The sequence below is a fragment of the Azoarcus sp. TTM-91 genome (genome assembly GCF_012911025.1).
Lineage (GTDB): Bacteria > Pseudomonadota > Gammaproteobacteria > Burkholderiales > Rhodocyclaceae > Azoarcus.
This window is the reverse complement of record NZ_WUEI01000044.1, coordinates 17,603-35,889: the sequence shown is the minus strand read 5'-3', so window position 1 is coordinate 35,889 and position 18,287 is coordinate 17,603. Positions and strand designations below refer to the sequence as shown.

Annotated in this window: 18 protein-coding genes; 8 read left to right on the top strand and 10 right to left on the bottom strand. The window is 66.4% G+C overall.

What is annotated here, in order from left to right; all coding sequences use genetic code 11:
* The 6 genes from GRF61_RS13420 to GRF61_RS13395 all read left to right on the top strand — a co-directional run.
* Positions 1–681, top strand: a 681-nt coding sequence (locus GRF61_RS13420; RefSeq protein ID WP_248281232.1) for a PepSY-associated TM helix domain-containing protein, incomplete at its 5' end; no start/stop codon positions are given.
* A gap of 46 nt (positions 682–727) precedes the next feature.
* The gene (locus GRF61_RS13415) at positions 728–1,240 is read left to right on the top strand and encodes a DUF2271 domain-containing protein (protein WP_169151150.1); all 513 of its coding nucleotides are present in this window, start codon (positions 728–730) and stop codon (positions 1,238–1,240) included.
* A 31-nt stretch (positions 1,241–1,271) separates the two neighbouring features.
* A complete protein-coding gene (locus GRF61_RS13410; protein WP_169151149.1) occupies positions 1,272–2,072 on the top strand; it encodes a DUF4198 domain-containing protein in 801 nt (266 codons plus the stop codon).
* Positions 2,073–2,298: 226 nt separating this feature from the next.
* Positions 2,299–3,675 (top strand): sulfite reductase subunit alpha, encoded by a 1,377-nt coding sequence (locus tag GRF61_RS13405; RefSeq protein WP_169151148.1) that lies wholly within the window; start codon positions 2,299–2,301, stop codon positions 3,673–3,675.
* Between the two features lie 271 nt (positions 3,676–3,946).
* A complete protein-coding gene (locus GRF61_RS13400) occupies positions 3,947–6,229 on the top strand; it encodes a TonB-dependent siderophore receptor (RefSeq protein ID WP_169151147.1) in 2,283 nt (760 codons plus the stop codon).
* Positions 6,230–6,513: 284 nt separating this feature from the next.
* Positions 6,514–7,194, top strand: a complete 681-nt coding sequence (locus GRF61_RS13395) for a Fe2+-dependent dioxygenase (protein ID WP_169151146.1) — start codon at positions 6,514–6,516, stop codon at positions 7,192–7,194.
* A 31-nt stretch (positions 7,195–7,225) separates the two neighbouring features.
* Here the strand turns inward: GRF61_RS13395 and GRF61_RS13390 are convergent, their stop codons facing one another.
* The 6 genes from GRF61_RS13390 to rpsD all read right to left on the bottom strand — a co-directional run bounded on the left by GRF61_RS13390 (position 7,226) and on the right by rpsD (position 12,348).
* Complete coding sequence (locus GRF61_RS13390; protein WP_169151145.1) at positions 7,226–7,717, bottom strand: spore coat U domain-containing protein; 492 nt, start codon at positions 7,715–7,717, stop codon at positions 7,226–7,228.
* Positions 7,708–9,918: a fimbria/pilus outer membrane usher protein gene (locus GRF61_RS13385; protein WP_169151144.1), complete on the bottom strand. Its 2,211-nt coding sequence runs from the start codon at positions 9,916–9,918 to the stop codon at positions 7,708–7,710. The genes GRF61_RS13390 and GRF61_RS13385 overlap by 10 nt, the downstream gene beginning before the upstream one ends.
* A gap of 88 nt (positions 9,919–10,006) precedes the next feature.
* Positions 10,007–10,753 (bottom strand): fimbria/pilus periplasmic chaperone, encoded by a 747-nt coding sequence (locus GRF61_RS13380; RefSeq protein WP_169151143.1) that lies wholly within the window; start codon positions 10,751–10,753, stop codon positions 10,007–10,009.
* A gap of 11 nt (positions 10,754–10,764) precedes the next feature.
* Positions 10,765–11,265 carry a spore coat U domain-containing protein gene (locus GRF61_RS13375; RefSeq protein ID WP_169151142.1) on the bottom strand — a complete coding sequence of 167 codons (501 nt, stop codon included), beginning with the start codon at positions 11,263–11,265 and terminating at the stop codon, positions 10,765–10,767.
* A 172-nt stretch (positions 11,266–11,437) separates the two neighbouring features.
* Positions 11,438–11,737, bottom strand: a complete 300-nt coding sequence (locus tag GRF61_RS13370) for a hypothetical protein (RefSeq protein ID WP_169151141.1) — start codon at positions 11,735–11,737, stop codon at positions 11,438–11,440.
* Positions 11,737–12,348, bottom strand: a complete 612-nt coding sequence (gene rpsD / locus GRF61_RS13365; RefSeq protein WP_169151140.1) for a 30S ribosomal protein S4 — start codon at positions 12,346–12,348, stop codon at positions 11,737–11,739. The genes GRF61_RS13370 and rpsD overlap by 1 nt, the downstream gene beginning before the upstream one ends.
* 278 nt (positions 12,349–12,626) lie before the next feature.
* Here rpsD and feoB point away from each other — a divergent pair, with 278 nt between their 5' ends.
* Together feoB and GRF61_RS13355 are read left to right on the top strand one after the other, a co-directional pair.
* Positions 12,627–14,582 (top strand): ferrous iron transport protein B, encoded by a 1,956-nt coding sequence (gene feoB, locus GRF61_RS13360; RefSeq protein ID WP_169151139.1) that lies wholly within the window; start codon positions 12,627–12,629, stop codon positions 14,580–14,582.
* A gap of 5 nt (positions 14,583–14,587) precedes the next feature.
* Entirely contained in the window at positions 14,588–14,830 is a 243-nt protein-coding gene (locus tag GRF61_RS13355; RefSeq protein WP_169151138.1) for a ferrous iron transport protein A, read from the top strand.
* Positions 14,831–15,061: 231 nt separating this feature from the next.
* Here GRF61_RS13355 and GRF61_RS13350 read toward each other — a convergent pair whose 3' ends face one another.
* From GRF61_RS13350 to nifK, 4 genes are all read right to left on the bottom strand, one after another.
* A complete protein-coding gene (locus GRF61_RS13350) occupies positions 15,062–15,334 on the bottom strand; it encodes a DUF6129 family protein (protein ID WP_169151137.1) in 273 nt (90 codons plus the stop codon).
* Entirely contained in the window at positions 15,331–16,065 is a 735-nt protein-coding gene (locus GRF61_RS13345) for a dinitrogenase iron-molybdenum cofactor biosynthesis protein (protein ID WP_169151136.1), read from the bottom strand. Before GRF61_RS13345 ends, GRF61_RS13350 begins: the two co-directional genes overlap by 4 nt.
* A gap of 235 nt (positions 16,066–16,300) precedes the next feature.
* Positions 16,301–16,513, bottom strand: a complete 213-nt coding sequence (gene nifT, locus GRF61_RS13340; RefSeq protein WP_211165944.1) for a putative nitrogen fixation protein NifT — start codon at positions 16,511–16,513, stop codon at positions 16,301–16,303.
* A gap of 166 nt (positions 16,514–16,679) precedes the next feature.
* Positions 16,680–18,248, bottom strand: coding sequence for a nitrogenase molybdenum-iron protein subunit beta (gene nifK / locus GRF61_RS13335; protein WP_169151135.1), 1,569 nt, complete (start codon positions 18,246–18,248; stop codon positions 16,680–16,682).
* Positions 18,249–18,287: the final 39 nt, after the last annotated feature.

Genomic DNA, 18,287 nt, shown 5'->3' with positions numbered 1-18,287 from the left:
CCCCAGGAATCCTCCCCCCCGCGCAGCAGCGCGCCCGCCGCCGATCAGGCGGCGCGGCGGCAGGCCCGGCGCAGCGGCTGGCTGAAGACGCTGCACCAATGGCATTGGATCAGCTCCGCACTGTGCCTGCTCGGCATGCTGCTGTTCGCCATCACCGGCATCACCCTCAACCACGCGGGCGACATCGAAGCCAAGCCGCACATCCACACCCGGGAAAGTCAGCTGCCACCGACGCTGCTGGAACACCTGAAGACGCAGGCCGAAAGCGGGCCGCAGGGCGAAGCCGCACATCTGCCCGCCGACCTCCGCGCCTGGCTGCTCGATGAGCTCGGCATCCGCACCCGCGACACAGAGGCCGAATGGTCCGCCGACGAGGTCTACCTCGCCCTGCCCCGCCCCGGCGGCGACGCCTGGCTGCGGGTGGACCTGAACGACGGCGCACTGGAATACGAAGACACCGACCGCGGCTGGATCGCCTATCTCAACGACCTGCACAAGGGCCGCCACGCAGGCACCGCCTGGAGCTGGTTCATCGACATCTTCGCCGCCGCCTGCCTGGTGTTCTCCATTACCGGACTGTTCATCCTGCAGATGCATGCCGGCAATCGGCCTTCCACCTGGCCCATCGTCGGCCTCGGCGTGGTGATTCCGGCGCTGCTGGCCATCCTCTTCATCCATTGAGCGCTCGCCCGCAGCGCCCGTCCGTTCAACCCAAACCGAGACCTCCATGCGCCGCACCCTGCTCCTCGCCACCAGCCTGCTGGCCGCCGCCCCGGCCCTGGCCGCCAACATCGACCTCGAAGTGGAAATCCCCCGCCTCAGCGTCGCCGAGTACCACCGCCCCTACGTTGCTGCCTGGATCGAACGGCCGGACAACAGCGTCGCCGCCAATCTGGCGGTCTGGTACGACGGCAAGATGCGCAACAACGAAGGCACCAAGTGGCTGAAGGATCTGCGCCAGTGGTGGCGCCGCGCCGGCCGCGAGCTGGAAGTGCCGATCGACGGCGTCACCAGCGCCACCCGCGCCCCCGGCAAGCACAGCCTGAGCTTCGCCGAGGGCAGCGTGCCGCTGGGCAAGCTGCCGGCGGGCGAATACCGCCTGGTGGTGGAAGCCGCGCGCGAAGTCGGCGGCCGCGAACTGCTCACCGTGCCCTTCCAGTGGCCGCCGCAGAAGGCCGAGCAGCTGAAAGCGCAAGGCCAGCACGAACTCGGCGCCATCACCGTCCAGCTCAAGCCCTGAATTCCCGAATGACCACGCTAGGAGACTTCGAATGAAACACACCCTCAAGCTCGCCGCCGCCCTCGCCTTCTGCCTGCAACTGCCGGCCGCGCACGCCCACAACTTCTGGCTGCTGCCCTCTTCCACCGTGCTGTCCAAGGCCTCCTACATCACGGTGGACGCCGCGGTCGCCAACGACGTCTTCCACTTCAACCATGTGCCGCTGCGGGTGGACAACCTGGTGGTCAGCGCGCCGGACGGCAGCACCGTGCCGACCGAGAACCTGCAGCAGGGCAAGCTGCGCACCGTGTTCGACCTCAACCTGACGCAGACCGGCACCTACCGCCTGGCGGTGGTGAACGACGGCATCATGGCCATGTGGAAGGAAGGCGACCAGCCGAAGCGCTTCCGCGGCAACGCCGAAAACTTCGCCAAGGAAGTGCCGGCCAACGCCACCGAGCTGCGCGTCACCGAATCCGTCAGCCGGCTGGAAACCTTCGTCACCGTGGGCAAGCCCAGCGCCATCCAGCCCACCGGCAAGGGCCTGGAACTGGTGCCGGTGACCCATCCGAATGACCTCTTCGCCGGTGAAAGCGCCACCTTCCGCTTCCAGGTGGACGGCAAGCCCGCCGCCGGCATCGAAGTCGTGCTGGTGCGCGGCGGCAGCCGCTACCGCAACCAGCTGGAAGAGATCAAGCTCACCACCGACGCCGAGGGCAAGTTCAGCGTGAAGTGGCCGCAGGCCGGCATGTACTGGCTGGACGCCGACGTGACCGACGACAAGACCACGGTGAAACAGGCCAAGGAACGCCGCCTCTCCTACGTCGCCACCTTCGAAGTCCTGCCGGAATAAGCGAACAGGGCCAGCCGGCCCCGGCGCTGTTGCGGGCGGGGCCGCGCTTGCGCCTCCGCCCGCAGTCATTTGAGGCGGCTCGCCACTTCCGTCCGGGCGGGCGCCTGCAGTCCGCCAAGGCCCCCGGCTTTGGCGCCGCTCAGAACCAACCCGATGCACCAAGCGGAACAGGCGCCCGAGCACCTCGGGCGCCCTCCCCGAACCACCTCCACCCACCACCCCGCCGATGCCTCTCCTGGAACCCAGCCGGCTCGCCGCAGCCGGCCTCGTCCTGCTGCTCTACGCGGCGCTCTGCCTGGCGACCGGCCTGCGCGAGCGCAGGCGGCGGCAGCGCGCTGCCCATGCTGCGGCGGTACTCGCGCCCGGCGCCGGCAGCGGCAGGCCGGTGCTCGTCAGCTACGCCAGCCAGACCGGCTTCGCCGAGCAACTCGCCCGCGCCGCCGCCGAAGCCCTGCAGGCGGCCGGCACGCCGACCCGGCTGCTCCCGCTGGGCCAGCTAACCCAGGAGATGCTCGCCGACAGCGAAGAGGCGCTCTTCCTCGTCAGCACCTGCGGCGAGGGCGACCCGCCGGACAACGGCGCCCTGTTCGCCCGCCGCATCATGGCCGGCGATTTGCCGCTCGCGCATCTGCATTACGGCCTGCTCGCCCTGGGCGACAGCGAATACGCCCGCTTCTGCGGCTTCGGCCGCGCGCTGAATGGCTGGCTGCGCCACAACGGCGCCCACGCCATCTTCCCCGCCATCGAGGTGGACAACGGCAACGCCGCCGCCCTGCAGCGCTGGCAGCACGAACTCGGCCACATCGCCGGCACCGGCGACCTGCCCGACTGGCGCGGCCCGGCCTATGAACACTGGCGCCTGAGCGCCCGTCGCCTGGCCAACCCGGGCAGCGCCGGCGCGCCGGCCTTCCATGTCGAACTCGTCCCGGCGGATGGCGCCCCGCTGCCGGCGTGGGAAGCCGGCGACCTGGTACAGGTACTGGCACCTGCCGACCCGGAACGGCCCCGCGAATACTCCATCGCCTCGCTTCCCCAGGAAGGCCGCCTGCTGCTGCTGGTACGCCAGCAACGCGACGCCGATGGCGCCTTGGGCGTGGCATCCGGCTGGCTCACCGAGGGCGCCGGCATCGGCGCCGCCATCTCGCTGCGATTGCGCCCCCACGAGAACTTCCGCCTCGGCGCCAATGCCGGTCGCCCCCTGATCCTGGTCGGCAACGGCACCGGCATCGCCGGCCTGCGCGCCCACCTGCGCCAGCGCGAACGCGCCGGTGCGAGCCGCAACTGGCTGATCTTCGGCGAACGCAACGCTGCCGCCGATTTCCACTACCGGGAAGAAGTGCTGGACTGGCAGCAGCGCGGCCTGCTGGCCCGGCTGGACCTCGCTTTTTCCCGCGATGGTGCCGAGCCGGTCTATGTCCAGCACCGCCTTGCCGACGCCACCGCCGAGCTGCGGCAGTGGCTGGAGGAAGGTGCGGCGATCTACGTCTGCGGCAACGCGGTAGGCATGGCGCCGGCGGTGGACGCGGTGATCAGCTGCGAGATCGGCGAGGAAGCACGGGACGAACTGATCGCCCAGGGCCGATATCGGCGGGATGTGTACTGAAGCCGGTAGCCACTCCGCCGGCAGCGACAGCCCTTCAAGTCCAGGAAACACCCTCTTCTTTCAGGACCAATTAAGAATGCAATAAGAATTTGTTGCATCTGCACAACAAGCGTGGCGAGCGGCTTGTTGCAACTTGAGAGATATAAATGGAAATCATTACTATTCCAAAACAAGTTGTACAAACCAGCCAGCCACCCTGCTCCAAGCGAGTGCCGGGAAGCCAGCCAGCCGTCCTGTCTTTCCAAAACACTAAACCCAGGAGCAGTTCCCGATGGCTCATATCAAACATCAGAAGCACGCCGTGCGCCGACAGCCGCAGCTCTCCCAGAGCGCGGCGCTCACCGCCCTCGCCCTGGCGCTTCCCGCCAGCGCCCTTGCCCAGTCGGTGCAGACCCTGCCCGAGGTCAAAGTCAGCGCCGAGGCGGAAGGCAGCTACAAGACCGAGTCCGCCGCCTCCAGCAAATACACCGCCCCCTTGGTGGACACACCGAAGTCGATCACCGTCGTTACCGAGCAGGTTCTGCGCGAAACCAATGCCCTGACGCTGCAAGACGCCCTGCGCACGGTGCCCGGCATCACCTTCGGCATGGGCGAAGGCGGCAACCCCTCGGGCGACCGCCCCTTCATCCGCGGCTACGACAGCCAGTCCGCCACGTTCATCGACGGCCTGCGCGACCCCAGTTCGCAATCCCGCGACATGTTCAACGTCGAGCAGGTGGACGTGGTCAAGGGCCCGGATTCCGCCTTCAGCGGCGGCGGCGCCATCGGCGGTTCCATCAACCTCACCAGCAAGCAGGCTCACCTCGGCAACTCGGCCGACATCGGCCTGGGCCTCGGCACCGCCAACTACAGGCGCGCCACCGTCGATGTAAACCGCCAGCTGGCCGACACCGTGGCCGTGCGCCTGAACGTGATGAAGGAAGACAGCGACGTCGCCGGCCGCGACGAGGTCTATAACGACCACCTCGGCGCCGCCCTGTCCTTCAACCTCGGCATCGGCACGCCGACGCGTATCGGGGTGGACTACTACCATTACGAAACCGACGACCTGCCCGACTACGGCATTCCCTACAACAACCCTTACGCCGCGACCTCGCCCAACGCCATCTACAACGGCGACGGCGGCCCGCTGCATGTGGACCGCGAGAACTTCTACGGCCTCAAGGACAGGGATTTCCGCGAAACCGAAGTGGATTCCGGCACCTTGCGCATCGAGCATGACATCAACGACAAGCTCACCATCCGCAACCGCACCCGCTACACCCGTTCGCTGAACGACTACGTGGTGACCAACCCGGGCGACTCTTCCGGCTTGAACATCACCAACGGCAACATCACCCTGGGCACTGCACCCAATACCGCCACCCTGCCGGCCGGCTTCCTCAACCGCTCCTCCAAGAACCGCCATTCGGTCAGCGAGGGGTATGTGAACGCCACCGAGCTGACCGGCGAATTCCAGACCGGCTTCATCAAGCACAACTTCGCCACCGGCATCGAGTTCAGCGAGAATGAAGTGGACAGCCGGGGCTACACCGTCACCGGCACCAACATCAACGGCGTCCAGTACCAGGGGGCGAGTTTCGCCAACATCGCCGACCCGGACGCCGACGACGCCTGGAACGGCACAGTGACCCGCGCCACCGCCGGCAACAAGATCAAGACCAACACCCAGGCCGCCTACCTGTTCGACACCCTGACCCTGCACAAGCAGTGGCTGCTCAACGTCGGCGCGCGCTGGGACCACTTCGACACCAAGCAGACGCCCTACACCACCAACGGAACGGCGCCCGCCGCCGCCAACTACCTGAAGAGCGACACCCACTTCTGGAGCTGGCAGGCCGGCCTGGTGTTCAAGCCGCTGGAAAACGGCAGCGTGTACCTCAACTACGCCACCTCGGCCAACCCGTCCGGCATCACCACCGGCGACGGCGCGGACAACATCTCGGCCGCCAACCAGAACCTGGAGCCGGAAGAAACCCGCAGCTACGAGCTGGGCACCAAGTGGAACCTGCTGGACAACCGCCTCTCGCTCAGCGCCGCCCTCTTCGACATGAAGAAGACCAACGCCAAGGTCACCGTGGCCACCGGCATCATGGACACCGTCGGCACCCAGCGCATCAAGGGCTTCGAGCTTGGCGTCGCCGGCGCCATCACCAAGCAGTGGAACGTTTCCGCCGGCTACACCCGGCTCGACAGCGAGTTGAGCGACCCCGGCCCCACCACCGCGGCGACCGACAAGGGCAACCGCTTCCCCAACACGCCGAAAGACAGCTTCAGCCTGTGGTCCAGCTATGAGTTGATGCCCAAGCTGGTGCTGGGCGGCGGCGCGTTCTACATGTCCAAGGTGTACGGAAACACCGCCAACACCAAGTGGGTGCCGTCCTACTGGCGCTTCGACGCGATGGCCAGCTACGAGATCAACAAGACCGTGAGCCTGCGCCTGAACGTCCAGAACCTGTTCGACAAGACCTACTACGACAAGGCGTATTCGACCCACATGGTTTCCGTGGCGCCCGGCCGCCAGGCCATCCTCACGGCCAACCTGAAGTTCTAAGCCGGCCTTGGCCCCAGGGGCAGCGATGCCCCTGGGCTCCCCGGAACTGGATGGACGAGCCGTAGCGGACGAAGCCGCAGCGCGTGCGGAAGAATCAGAGGGGCGGACGCAGCCGCGCCGGAGCCCACCGGAAGCACCACCTGACAGACGAGAAATCCATCGCCGGCCTGCCCCCAGGCAAGCGCAGTATTACGGGCTCCATGCCCGCCGACACTGCCGGCGACCTCCCCGATCTTCACCCTCCCCCTTCCACGGCGGGAGTGCCTTCCCGGAGCCTGACCACCATGATGCTGCACGTTCCCGAAGTCCTCACCCGCGACGAACTCGCCGAGTGCCGTCAGCTTTTGTTCGCCGCCGACTGGGAAAACGGGCTGGTTACCGCCGGCGCACAGGCAGCACAGGTGAAACGCAACCGCCAGCTTCCCGAGAACACGGCCACTCTCCGCCGCCTGCGGGAGATCGTCACCGCCGCCTTGATGCGCAACCCCTTGTTCTTCTCGGCCGCGCTTCCGAACCGCATCCTGCCGCCGTACTTCAACCGCTATGAGGGCGGCGAGGAGTTCGGCAACCATGTGGATAACGCCATCCGGCGCCCCTGGGGTTCGGAGATCAACATCCGCTCGGATGTGTCGACCACGCTGTTCTTCACCGACCCCGACGAATACGAGGGCGGCGACCTGATCGTGGAAGACAGCTACGGCACCCATTCCGCCAGGCTCCCGGCCGGCGACGCCATCGTCTATCCCTCCACCAGCCTGCACCGCGTCGAACCGGTCACCGCCGGTGCGCGCGTCTGTTCCTTCCTGTGGACGCAGAGCATGGTCCGCGACGACTGGAAGCGGAACATGATGTTCGACCTGGACTGCACCATTCAGAAGCTGCGCGCCCGCGTGGGCGACAACGAGGAGGTGGTGGCACTCACCAGCCACTATCACAACCTGCTGCGGATGTGGGCGGAGGTCTGACCCCCCGCCGCCAGGCTCTCGGCGGCGGCGCTCAATAGCTGATGGTGACGGTGATGGTGTCCAGGTAGCTCCCGGCAGCCGCCCCGGTCTGGCCGCTGGGAATACGGCCATACACGGTGTAATTGCGCGTCACCGGCGCCAGCACGCTGAGGAGGATGGAGTCGCTCAGGAAGACGGTGGCGCCGGTGCCGTCGCCCCAGACCTGGGTTCTCGCGCTATCGAAATAGAGTTGGTACTGCAGGCTGGCGGCGCCGTTGAACATGCGCCGCGGCGAATAAGTGGCGCTGCCGCCGGTGGACAGGCGGACGGAGTAGGGAAACAGCAGCGCCGCGATATCCGGCTGGCAGGTCACCGTGACCGTTCCGGTGGTATCCAGCGATGTGCCCGCGTTTGGCGAATACACGCCAAACGCGGTGCTTGTGGCCGACACCCCACACGTCACCGCCACCGCCCACCCAGGCAGCGCGGCGAGCAACAGGCCCCCCAGCCGGATCGCGCCGAGCCTCGCCCTGTTCAGCGGCATGGCACCGGCCCCAGGGTGGGCAGCTGATCCGAGGTGCCGGCGAAATCGTACTCCGCCACGCAGGTGCTGAGGTCGGGCAGCGTCACCCGCAACTGACCGAAGTCGGCAAGGCCCCGCATGTAGACCCTGCCATCATGGCCGACCGGCGTCGGCTCGCCATCCAGGTAGCTGGCGGTGGCGCCCAGCGGCACCGGTTCGTCTTCCCCCAGCACGAGGACGATCTCCGCCGCGCGCCGATAGCTCACCTCGAAGCGCACGCCGACGCCGGAGCGGTCGGCCGGGTAGACGTCCTTGCGGTCGGAGTCGAGGCCGAGGTGGAAGGGGATGTCCAGCACATCGATGGAAATGGCATTGCGCTCGTAGGCGCGGAGGTCCGGCACCAGCAGCTTGCCGTCCAACCCGGTACGGCCTATCGGGCGGTTCTCGTAATACACGCCCACATCCGCCAGGCCCGGGGTTTCGACCACCGCGAAGCTGTCTTCGATGGACTCGCTGGCGAACAGCCCGCCATCCAGGTAGGCGATGGAGCCCTCCAGCTGCGCCCGCGTCACCGTCTTGCCGCGGAAGCGCTCCATGCCCCAGCGCGAGCGCAGCCAGCGGGCGCGATATTCCACCTCCGCTTGCTGGCGCGGGTAGTCGCCATCATCGCCCTGCAGCCGCAGGCCCCAGTCGCCGATCGCGAAGGCGGGACGGTGGAGGATGGCACTGAAGGTATTGAGATCGCCGTCGCGGCTGTGGGACAGCGTGCCCGAGGTGTTGCGGTCCAGCGCAATGCTGAGGCCCACCGCAATGCCGTGGGTATTCCGGTCGTCGAAGTCCTTGAAGGCAGAGAGGAAGAGCGAGGCGGTGCGCGTGAGCGACAGGGTGTAGCTGGCGGAGAGGATGCGGGTGTTGTAAGTCGGCCGCTGGCCATCGTTCCAGGGGGTGGGCATGGCGGCAGCGCGCTGGGCGGTGTAGGCCACGCCCAGGTGGCCGTATGGACCGAAGCTGTAGCCGGCGAAGGCACGGGTCTGCGCCCTGGGCATGGTTTCGCCCAGCTCTGCGGCCAGGTCGGAATACTCCGCCACCCGCCTTTGCTGGGAGAAGCCGAAGCTGAAGCCGCTGTCCATGCGCTCATAGCTGTAGCCGTACAGCGCGCCCCTGTTACGGCTCGCCGCCACGGTGAGGCCCAGCAGGCCGAAGGAGCCCAGGCCTATCACCGCGTCGCCGCCGGCAACGGCGACCCCGCTGGCCGCTTCGCCATGCAGGCCCAGCGTCAGCCAGTCGCGCACGCCACGGCGCCAGGAGGCGGTGCCGGCCAGGCTGGCGTAGTCGTTGCTGTACAAGCCGTAATTGCGCCGTATCCAGCCCAGCTCGACGGTGCTGGACGAGAGCTCCTCCACCAGCAGCCGTTCCGAGGCGTAGTAGCTCAGCGTCTGCACCGTTTCCCGCCCGAGCGCGTCGCGCACGACCAGGCTGATGTCACCGCGCCCGGTGACCATGGGCGGCTGGCGGATCTCGAAGGGCCCCGGCCCCACCGTCTGGGACAGCTGCCGCACGCCATTGACCAGCAGGTCCACCGTGGAAGGCACTGCGACCAGCCCTTCCAGCCGTGCGACCGGGAAGGTCACCAGGTCCGGCCGCAGCGAGAAATCGGTTGTCCATTGCACGCCGCCCAGGCGCACCGACCGCGCCCACTGGGGGCCTTGGCCGATGAAATCCCCCAGGCGCAGCCGGTTCATGGCCTCGGGGTTGGAAATGACGTAGCTGGTATCAAGCCGGATCGAACGCCGGCTGATGCCCGAATTGGTGAAAAGCATGGAATGCGAGCCCACGCCTTGCGGCGAAAACGCTCGCAGCTCCAGCGCTCCGGAGAGGTTGGTGTCCTCGCTGCTGCGGGTACCGACCAGGGTGTAGTTGGCGACCAGCCCGGTGCCGCTCTCATAGCGCCGGACTGCCGCCTGCTCGCTGGCGTTGATGACGCGCTCGCGCAGGCGGGCCGGCGGCACGGTGAAATCCACCGCCTGCGTCAGTTCGTCGATGCGGGGAATGACTTCGGGCAGGGAGTCCGCCGACACCCGGGTGGCATCTCCGATCTCGCCCGGCACGCTGAAGCCGAGCGAGCGCCACTCGTCGGCGGCGGCTTCCAGGATGCCCTCGCGCATCCCGAACTCGCCTACCCGCTGCAGGGACACCCCATTGATGCTCACTTCCAGCAGCAAGGTCCTCTCCTCGGCCCGGGCAAGCAAGCTACAGCAGCATGACATGGCGCCGAGCAGAAGCAGGAAGGAGCGCCAGGCAAGCGGGGGCTCACGGAACCGCGACCACCGGAACATCCAGGCGCCCCGCTACAGTCCACATGCTGAGCACCAGCTTCGCCCCAGGCTGCAGGTTCAGCGCGCCGTCACCCTTGATCGCGATCCGCCGCTGCGCCCCGGCCAGCAGGTAAGGCGACGGCAGGGTCTGCAGTTCCAGCTGTCCGCCATCCGGCGCCCACAGGGCGAGTTGGGACAAGCGCACATGCGTTTTGCTCAGGTTGCGTATCTGCAGGATGCGCTGCCCGATCTGTACCTCCATGGCCAGCGGCGGCGTAGCCGGAGGCGGCGGCTGCGGGCCGGTGGGCGCGAGGAAGATGGGAAGCGACACCTGCAGCACGAAGCGCACGCCCTGCACCGATTCCGGCGGCGGAATTTCGTCCAGCAGCAGGCGGAAAGCCCGTTCGTCCGCGGTGGCCTCCGGCCGTACCAGGATGCGGACGATCTGCGCCTCGCCCGGGCGCAGCTCGAACATCGGCGGCGATATCGCGACCTGGCCGGTGGGCTGAAGCTCGTCGCCATCGCCCGGCTGTCGCCAGTCGAAAGCGCGCAACTGCACCCAGGTCGGACTGCCGCCACGATTGGTCACGGTCATCGATGCCAGCCGGCGCTCGCCGCTCAGTTCATGGACGACCGGCGCAATCTCCAGCACCGCCGCAGCCCACACGTCGCGGGCGAGCGCGAATCCCGCTCCCAGCAGCAGGCAGACCGCCGAGAAGAAGCAGAGCCGACGGGGACGCATGGTGGCCCCCGTCAGTAGGTCACGGTGACGGTGATGGTGTCCGTGTAGCTGCCGGCGGCCGGGTACTGGCCACCCGGAATCCGCCCATAGACCGTGAGCGGCTGGGCACTGCCGGTGCCCGTTGCCGCAACGGTGTTGGTGCCGACGGTGTTGCCGAATACCGTGGTCCGGGCTGAATCGCTGTAGAGGGTGTAGTTCAGGGTGCCCACGCCGGACATCCGCCGGGTAGTCACGGTGGCGCCGCTGCCGATGCCGGCGTCAAGACCAACGTTATAGGTGGTGCCCGAGGTGCAGGTGACGGTGACGGTGGTGGTGGCGTCCAGTTGCAGGGAGGAGTAGTTGCCGAAGGCGAGCGGCGACGCGCTGACGATGCAGTTGGCAAGCACTGTCGCCGTAACCGAGAAGGTGGCAGTGGCCGTGGCACCGAATGCCGCACCGGCCGGGAGAAGGAGCGCAAGGCCGATCAAGAAGCATCGGCATTTCCAAGGACGCGGACTGACGGGCTTTGCCATGCTCCCCCCTCTCATGTCGAATATTCTTTCAGGGTTTCGTCATTTCCATTTAGTTACCAGGGATGGCCATGTCAAGAAAAATGCCCAGGCCGTCCTGAGGATGACCCGGGCATTTCGACATGCCATAAACCACGATGCAGAGAGGGTCAGGCTATGCCTTCCGTCGAGTCCCTCAGGAGAACGAACGGGCCGGGGCATCGGCCAGCTCATCGCACAACATGGTATAGGCACGCCAGTCGTCGGTGAGGCGCCCAGCGCAATCCCGCACGCAGGCCGCAATGCGCGGGTCATCCTCGATGATGCGCAGGTGGGCGACGATCGCCGCGGCAATGGCCGGCGTCTGCTTGGCCGGGAAACGAGTGAGCAGGTGCAGCAGCGCAGCAAGCGCCATCTCCGGCTCGGCGCTGTAGCTCGGGCCTTCGCCCACCCGCTCCGGCGCCCGGGTGCCGCAGAGATCGTTCGCCCGGCCCATCAGATGCGCACCGCGTAGTATTCGACGACGTGCTGCACTTCCACCGGGAAGGGCACTTCGTCCGCACCCGGCAGGCGGGTGACGGTGGCGGTGAGTTGGGCTTCGTCGTAGCTCAGCCACTCCGGCCGGGTCAGCGCGGGTTCGGCCAGCGTCTCGACCGTGGAGGGAATCTTGCGGCCCTTGGCGGTCAGGGTGATGGTGTCGCCGGCAGCGATGCGGATGGAGGGAATATTCACCGCACGGCCGTTGTACAGCACATGCTTGTGGCGAACCAGCTGACGCGCAGCCACCGTGGTGGGGGCGAAGCCCGCGCGGAACACGAAGTTGTCCAGGCGGCACTCCAGCAGTTCCAGCAGTTTCTCGCCGGTCGGGGCCTTGGACTGCTTGGCCTCACGGAACAGGCGCTGGATCTGCTTCTCGGTCAGGCCGTAGTTCAGGCGCAGCTTCTGCTTCTCCATCAGCTTGACGCCGTAGTCCGACTTGCGCCGGTTCTTCTGGCCATGCTGGCCCGGCGGATAGTTGCGCTCGCCCAGCGGCTTGCGGGACAAGCCGGGCAGTTCTGTGCCGAGGGCACGCATGACCTTCAGTCGCGGTCCGGTGTAACGGGACACTGGATTCTCCTTGGTGAAATTAGGCTGCCTGGCCGCCTCACCTACTGCCCCTCACCCCGGCGTCTGGCGCCACGGATGTCGAGCCGATGAGGACGGGGACGACAGTTCGGATAGCAATGAGAACTATTTTCAAATAATAGCGTCTCTCAGCAACAGGTCAACTCCCGCTCACGGAGGGTAAATCCCTCCTCCCGGCAAGGTCTTGTTATTGAGACTGATTCTTGCTTTCGGGTACATTACGTTTCAGTCACCCCCTCAATTCCCCTTCCTGCCCGCTCATGACCCCTAGCGCAACACTGGACGCCACAGCCCGCACCCTGGCTCTGGTCGGCCATCCGAACGTCGGTAAGTCAGTTCTGTTCCACCGCCTCACAGGCACTTACGTCAACGTTTCCAACTACCCCGGCACCACGGTGGAAGTGTCGCGGGCCACCCCCCGTTTCGATCGCGACGCCTCCCTCCTTGATACCCCGGGGGTGCTCTCCCTCCCCGCCCGCAGCGACGATGAACGCGCCACCATGCGCGCCCTGCTGAACGAGGATATGCGCACCCTCATCCAGGTGGGCGACGCCAAGAACCTGCGCCGGACCCTGAACCTCACCGCGCTGCTGGCCGAACTGGGCGTGCCCATGGTGCTGGCGCTGAACATGACCGACGAGGCCAACGCCCGCGGCGTGACGGTGGATACCGCGGCCCTGGCGGAAAGCCTGGGCATCCCGGTGATCGCCACCATCGCCACCGGCGGCGAGGGCGTGGTGCCGCTGACCGATGCGCTCAAGCACGCGGCGGCGCCCGCCCCGCTGTTGCGCTACGACGACGAGACCGAGCGCGCCATCCAGGCGGTGACCGGGCTCATCGCCCACCATGCGCCGCATCCGCGCCTGGCCGCCCGCGGCCTCGCCATCCTGCTGCTGGGCCACGACCCCGAAGTCAGCGCCTGGCTGGACGAAAAAGCCGGTGCCGGCGCCGCAGAGATCCGCAAGCTGATCGCCGACACCGCCGCTGGCCGCAAGGAGCCACTCGCCGCGCTGCTTGCCCGCGAGCGCGGCCGTGCCGCCGAGGCGCTGAGCCGCACCGTGTCCAAGCAGGCCGCGGGCAAGGACCGCACGATGGCAATGCGGGTCGGCCAGTTGGCGGTGCACCCGGTCTGGGGCTGGCCCATCCTGCTGGCGGTGCTGTACGTGGTCTATCTCTTCGTCGGCGACTTCGGCGCCGGCACGCTGGTCGGACTGCTGGAGGAAGACTTCTTCGGCGGCGTGCTGAACCCGGCGATGACCGACTTCGTCCAGCACTACGTCACCATCCCCTGGATCGCAGACCTGCTGGTGGGCGAGTACGGCTTGTGGACCATGGGCATGACCTACGCCCTGGCACTGATCCTGCCCATCGTCACCACCTTCTTCCTCGCCTTCGGCGTGCTGGAGGATTCCGGCTACTTCTCCCGCCTGTCGGTCATCGCCAACCGCATGTTCGCCGCCATCGGCCTCAACGGCCGCGCGGTGCTGCCCATGGTGCTGGGCCTGGGCTGCGTCACCATGGCGACGCTGACCACCCGCATCCTGCAGACGCCGCGCGAACGCCTGATCACCATCTTCCTGATGGCGCTGGCGATTCCGTGTTCGGCGCAGCTGGGCGTGGTGTTCGGCCTGCTCGGCGGCATCTCCTTCAACGCCACCCTGATCTGGGCCGGCTGCATGCTGCTGATCCTGCTGACCGCCGGCTTCCTCGCCGGCAAGCTGGTGAAGGGCCGCCGCATCCCGCTGGTGACCGAGCTGCCGCCCATGCGCATGCCGGTGCTAGGCAATGTGCTGAAGAAGACGGGCGGCCGCCTGAAGTGGTACCTGGTGGAAGTGATTCCACTGTTCCTGATCGGCACGCTGCTGATGTTCCTCCTCGACCGTCTCGGCGTGCTGCCGTGGATCATCAAGGCCGGCGAGCCGCTGGTGTCCGGCTGGCTGGGCCTGCCGCCCGAAGCCAGCGCCGCCTTCGTCATGGGCTTCCTGCGCCGCGACTTCGGCGCCACCGGCCTGTTCGCGCTGAGCAGCGAACTGACGATGATCCAGGCGGTGGTCGGCATGGTGACCATCACCCTGTTCGTCCCCTGCATCGCCAGCGTGATGATGATCGTGAAGGAACGGGGCATGCGCACCGCCGCCATCATGCTCGCCATCATCATGCCCACGGCCTTCTTCGTCGGCGGTGTCCTCAACCACGTCCTGCATCTTTTCATGTGAGCGCCATGAGTCAGCAAGAACGCATCCGCCTGCTCGGTACGCCGATAGGCCGTGAAGTCCGCCTCGCCGAGTTCGGCGACGACATCGACCCGCTGCAGCGCGAACAGCTGCATGCCTATGGCCTGTCGGTGCCGCACAAGCTCAAGGTGCTGCAGCAGCATCCGCTCACCGTGGTGCTGTGCGACCACGTCGAAATCGCCATCGAACATGCGGTGGCGCAGCATCTGTGGGTGGAGTCCGCTGCCTGAGACGGTAGCAGGAACAAGGGCCAGAGCAGAAAGCGCTGGCCCCTAACGGGAGAAACAAAAATCCCCCGCGGCGAAAACCGCGGGGGATTTCAGTTTGGAGCCTCTCACTGAGCGGCATCGGGGCACCGACGCTTTGCGCGCGGCGCCCGGCAATCGGGGAACACGACGCCGGTCGGCCGCCGGTCCGGTCCGCCACCCGCCCAGAACCAGGCGGGAGGCATCCCTTACGCCTCAGTCATCCTCGGCCACGGCCGCCAACACCAGCCCCATGGCGCTGTCCGCATCCTTGGTCAGCGTCAGGCAATGGTCGCCGCTGCCGATGTAGTAGAAGTTGAAGCCGCTGCCTTCGAAGGCGGGCTTGAGGCGGGGCGGCACGTCGTCATCGGAACAGGCAGCGAAGCGCAACGCCGGCCACTGGCGGCGCATGGTCTCCACCGCCGCGTCGCCACAGCCCAGCCGGCTGACGACCTCCGCGGCATCCTTCATCACGCTGTCGCTGATCATGCCTCGGCCTCCTCGCTGGTGTCGTACTGCAGGCTGCGCGTCTGCACGCCTAGCACCTTCGCCAGCCAGGGCGGCGGACGCTTCAGCGTGCCCTGCAGCTGAGTCAAGGCTTCGCGGGCATTGCCTCCCACCGGGAACTTCACCGGATGCACGCCTGCCCGCACCACCTTGGCAGCCGCGGGGCCGCCGATGGATTGCATGTAGGCGAGATGGCAATCGGCGATCAGCTCGGCACGGGCGGCGTTGCGGTCTTCCGCCTCATCACAGGCCAGGGTGGAGCGGATTTCCGCCAGCCACAGGCCTTTCTCGGAAATCAGATAGATCAGGAAGCGGGCACAGGAGCCAAAGTGACCATCCAGCAGTTCGCCGGAGTTGGAAGCGACAGCGACCCGCAGCATGCCAGCGGCGTCGGGAACGTCGGCATCCACCCTGGGCAAGCCGTCTTCCACGCCTTCGCCCCACAGGTAGCGCACCGCCGTCTTCAGGGCTTCGCCGTCTACTCCGGGGTCGACGATCTCGTCGCCCTGCAGCATGGTCTTGATGTCGGCAACGGTGACCCGCGCCAGCTTGTCGTCGGTAACCGGCAGGCCGAGGCGGTCGCCCAGCGCGCGGACGAAAGCGGCGATATCCACACCGGGCAGGGCGCGTGCCGCCAGCGCGATGCGCAAGGCGGCCTCTCGGGACACCGGACTGCCAAGCGGCGAGCCGGCCGTACTGGAAGTGGCGTTCATGACGAGCCTCATCGGAATGCGTTCTTTGCTGGAGGGTCAGCGGGCCCTCGTTGCCGGCCCGGCGGCAGGCCGCCGCTGCCGGGGTTGGCGGCGGCGGGCACCATGGCCCATCCGCTGCCGACAGGCCGCCTTCCGTCAGGCATGAACGCATGGCCTTTATGCCACGCGTCCTTCCTCAGCGAGGCGGCAGGATGAAATTGCGAAAACCCTGCACAAATCCTGGTGCCGCGGACGCTCAGTCCGGCGCATCCAGGCGCTTGGCCCGGATCGTCACCGGCAGCCGCTCCGGCGGTACCTGCGGTTCGATGTAGTAGCTGCCACCGTTGGCGAGCTTGATTTCCCCGCCCCACTTCTCGGGCGAGTCGAATTCGATGGAAGAGATGTTGTCTTCGAGGTCGCGCTTCGGCAGATAGAACACCAGCCCGCCTTGGTCGTTCTTCCGAATCATGATGTTGGCCACAACGGAACTCCTGGGTGAATGTGCCGCTCGGCAAAGTCCGAACGCGGCGATCTGCAACGCGGAAACGAAAAGCGGTTCCCTTCCCCGCAGGAAAGGAAACCGTGGCGCCCGGCGCCGCCGGCCACAGGCCGGGAGGACGCCGGGCCAAGCCGACTTAGCGAACCAGGTCGTAGTTGTAGTCGGTGGTACCCATGCCGCGGGTTTCGTCGTCCAAACGCTCGAGGACGGCATTCACCAGGGTGGTCAGCACATACATCGCGCCTTCGTAGCCCAGGGTGGTCATGCGGTGCAGGTGGTGGCGGTCGAAGATCGGGAAGCCGAGGCGGATCAGCGGAACCTCGAACTGCTTGCCCTTGTACAGCGTGTCACGCTGGATGTACTTGCCGTAGGAGTTGCCGATGAGGAAATCGGGCTTCTCGGTGAAGCACAGCGAGCGCATGTGCCACAGGTCGTTGCCCGCGTAGATCTTGCAGGCGGCGCCTTGCGGGTAGCTGTCGAGGATCTTCTGCACAGCCTTGCTCCAACGCTTGCTGGCATTGTTGGAGAGGATGTGGATCGGCTCCGCGCCCAGTTCCAGCAGGAACTTGACCATGCCGATGACAAAGTCGGGATCGCCGTACAGCGCGAACTTCTTGCCATGCAGCCAGGTGTGGGAGTCCTGCATCATGTCGACCAGGCGACCGCGTTCCACCGCCAGCTCTTCCGGAATCGCCTTGCCGGAGAGTTCGGAGACCTTCATCAGGAACTCGTCGGTCCAGTCCAGGCCCATCGGGATGTTGAGCTTGGGAACGTCGTGGTTCCACACGGTTTCGGCGAACTTCTTCGACTTGTCCGACTGCCACGGCTGGGTGAAGATCGTCGTCAGCGCGTTCGGCGCATCGGAGATCTCTTCCTGGGTGGTGCCGCCGGAATACATGCGGAATTCGCCGTCGGACGGCGTATCCAGCACTTCGCTCGGGTCGGACAGCAGGGTGAAGCCCACGTCCATCTGCTTCATCATGCGCTTGATGACGCGATAGTTGCCCAGGTAGGTCTCGAAGCCCGGCACGAAGTTGATCTTGCCGTTGCTGCCGACCACCTTGCCTTCCATCTTGTTCAGCGTGAAGAAGCGCTGGAAGCCTTCGAACATGTTGTCCCAGCCGGTGGTGTGGCTACCGACGAAGGACGGGGTGTGCGCGAAGGGGACAGGGTAATCCTGCGGAATGTGCTCGGCCTTCTTGGCGTTGTTGATGAAGGCGTTCAGGTCGTCGCCGATCACCTCGGCCATGCAGGTGGTGGACACGGCGATGATGTCCGGCTTGTAGATCGCCTTGGCGTTCTCCAGGCCATCGAACATGTTCTTCTGGCCGCCGAACACCGCCGCATCTTCCGTCATGGAGTCGGACACGCAGGAAACCGGCTCCTTGAAGTGACGGTTGAAGTAGGTGCGGAAGTAGGCCACGCAGCCTTGCGAACCGTGCACATACGGCATGGTGTTCTTGAAACCCAGCGAGCACAGCACCGCGCCCAGCGGCTGGCAGGCCTTGGCGGGGTTGATGGTGATCGCTTCACGCTTGAAGTTGAGTTCCTGGTATTCCTTGGACGTGGTCCACTGGAAGGTTTCATCAACCTTGTCCGCCGGAACGCGCTCTTCGTACAGGTCCTGCTTGTTCTTCAGGTTGGCCTTGTAGTCGTCGTCGCGGAACAAGGGGTAGCACGGCTTGATATCGTCTACGGTCTGCATTTAAGGCTCCTAGACCCGGCCACCAATCTGTGGACACGG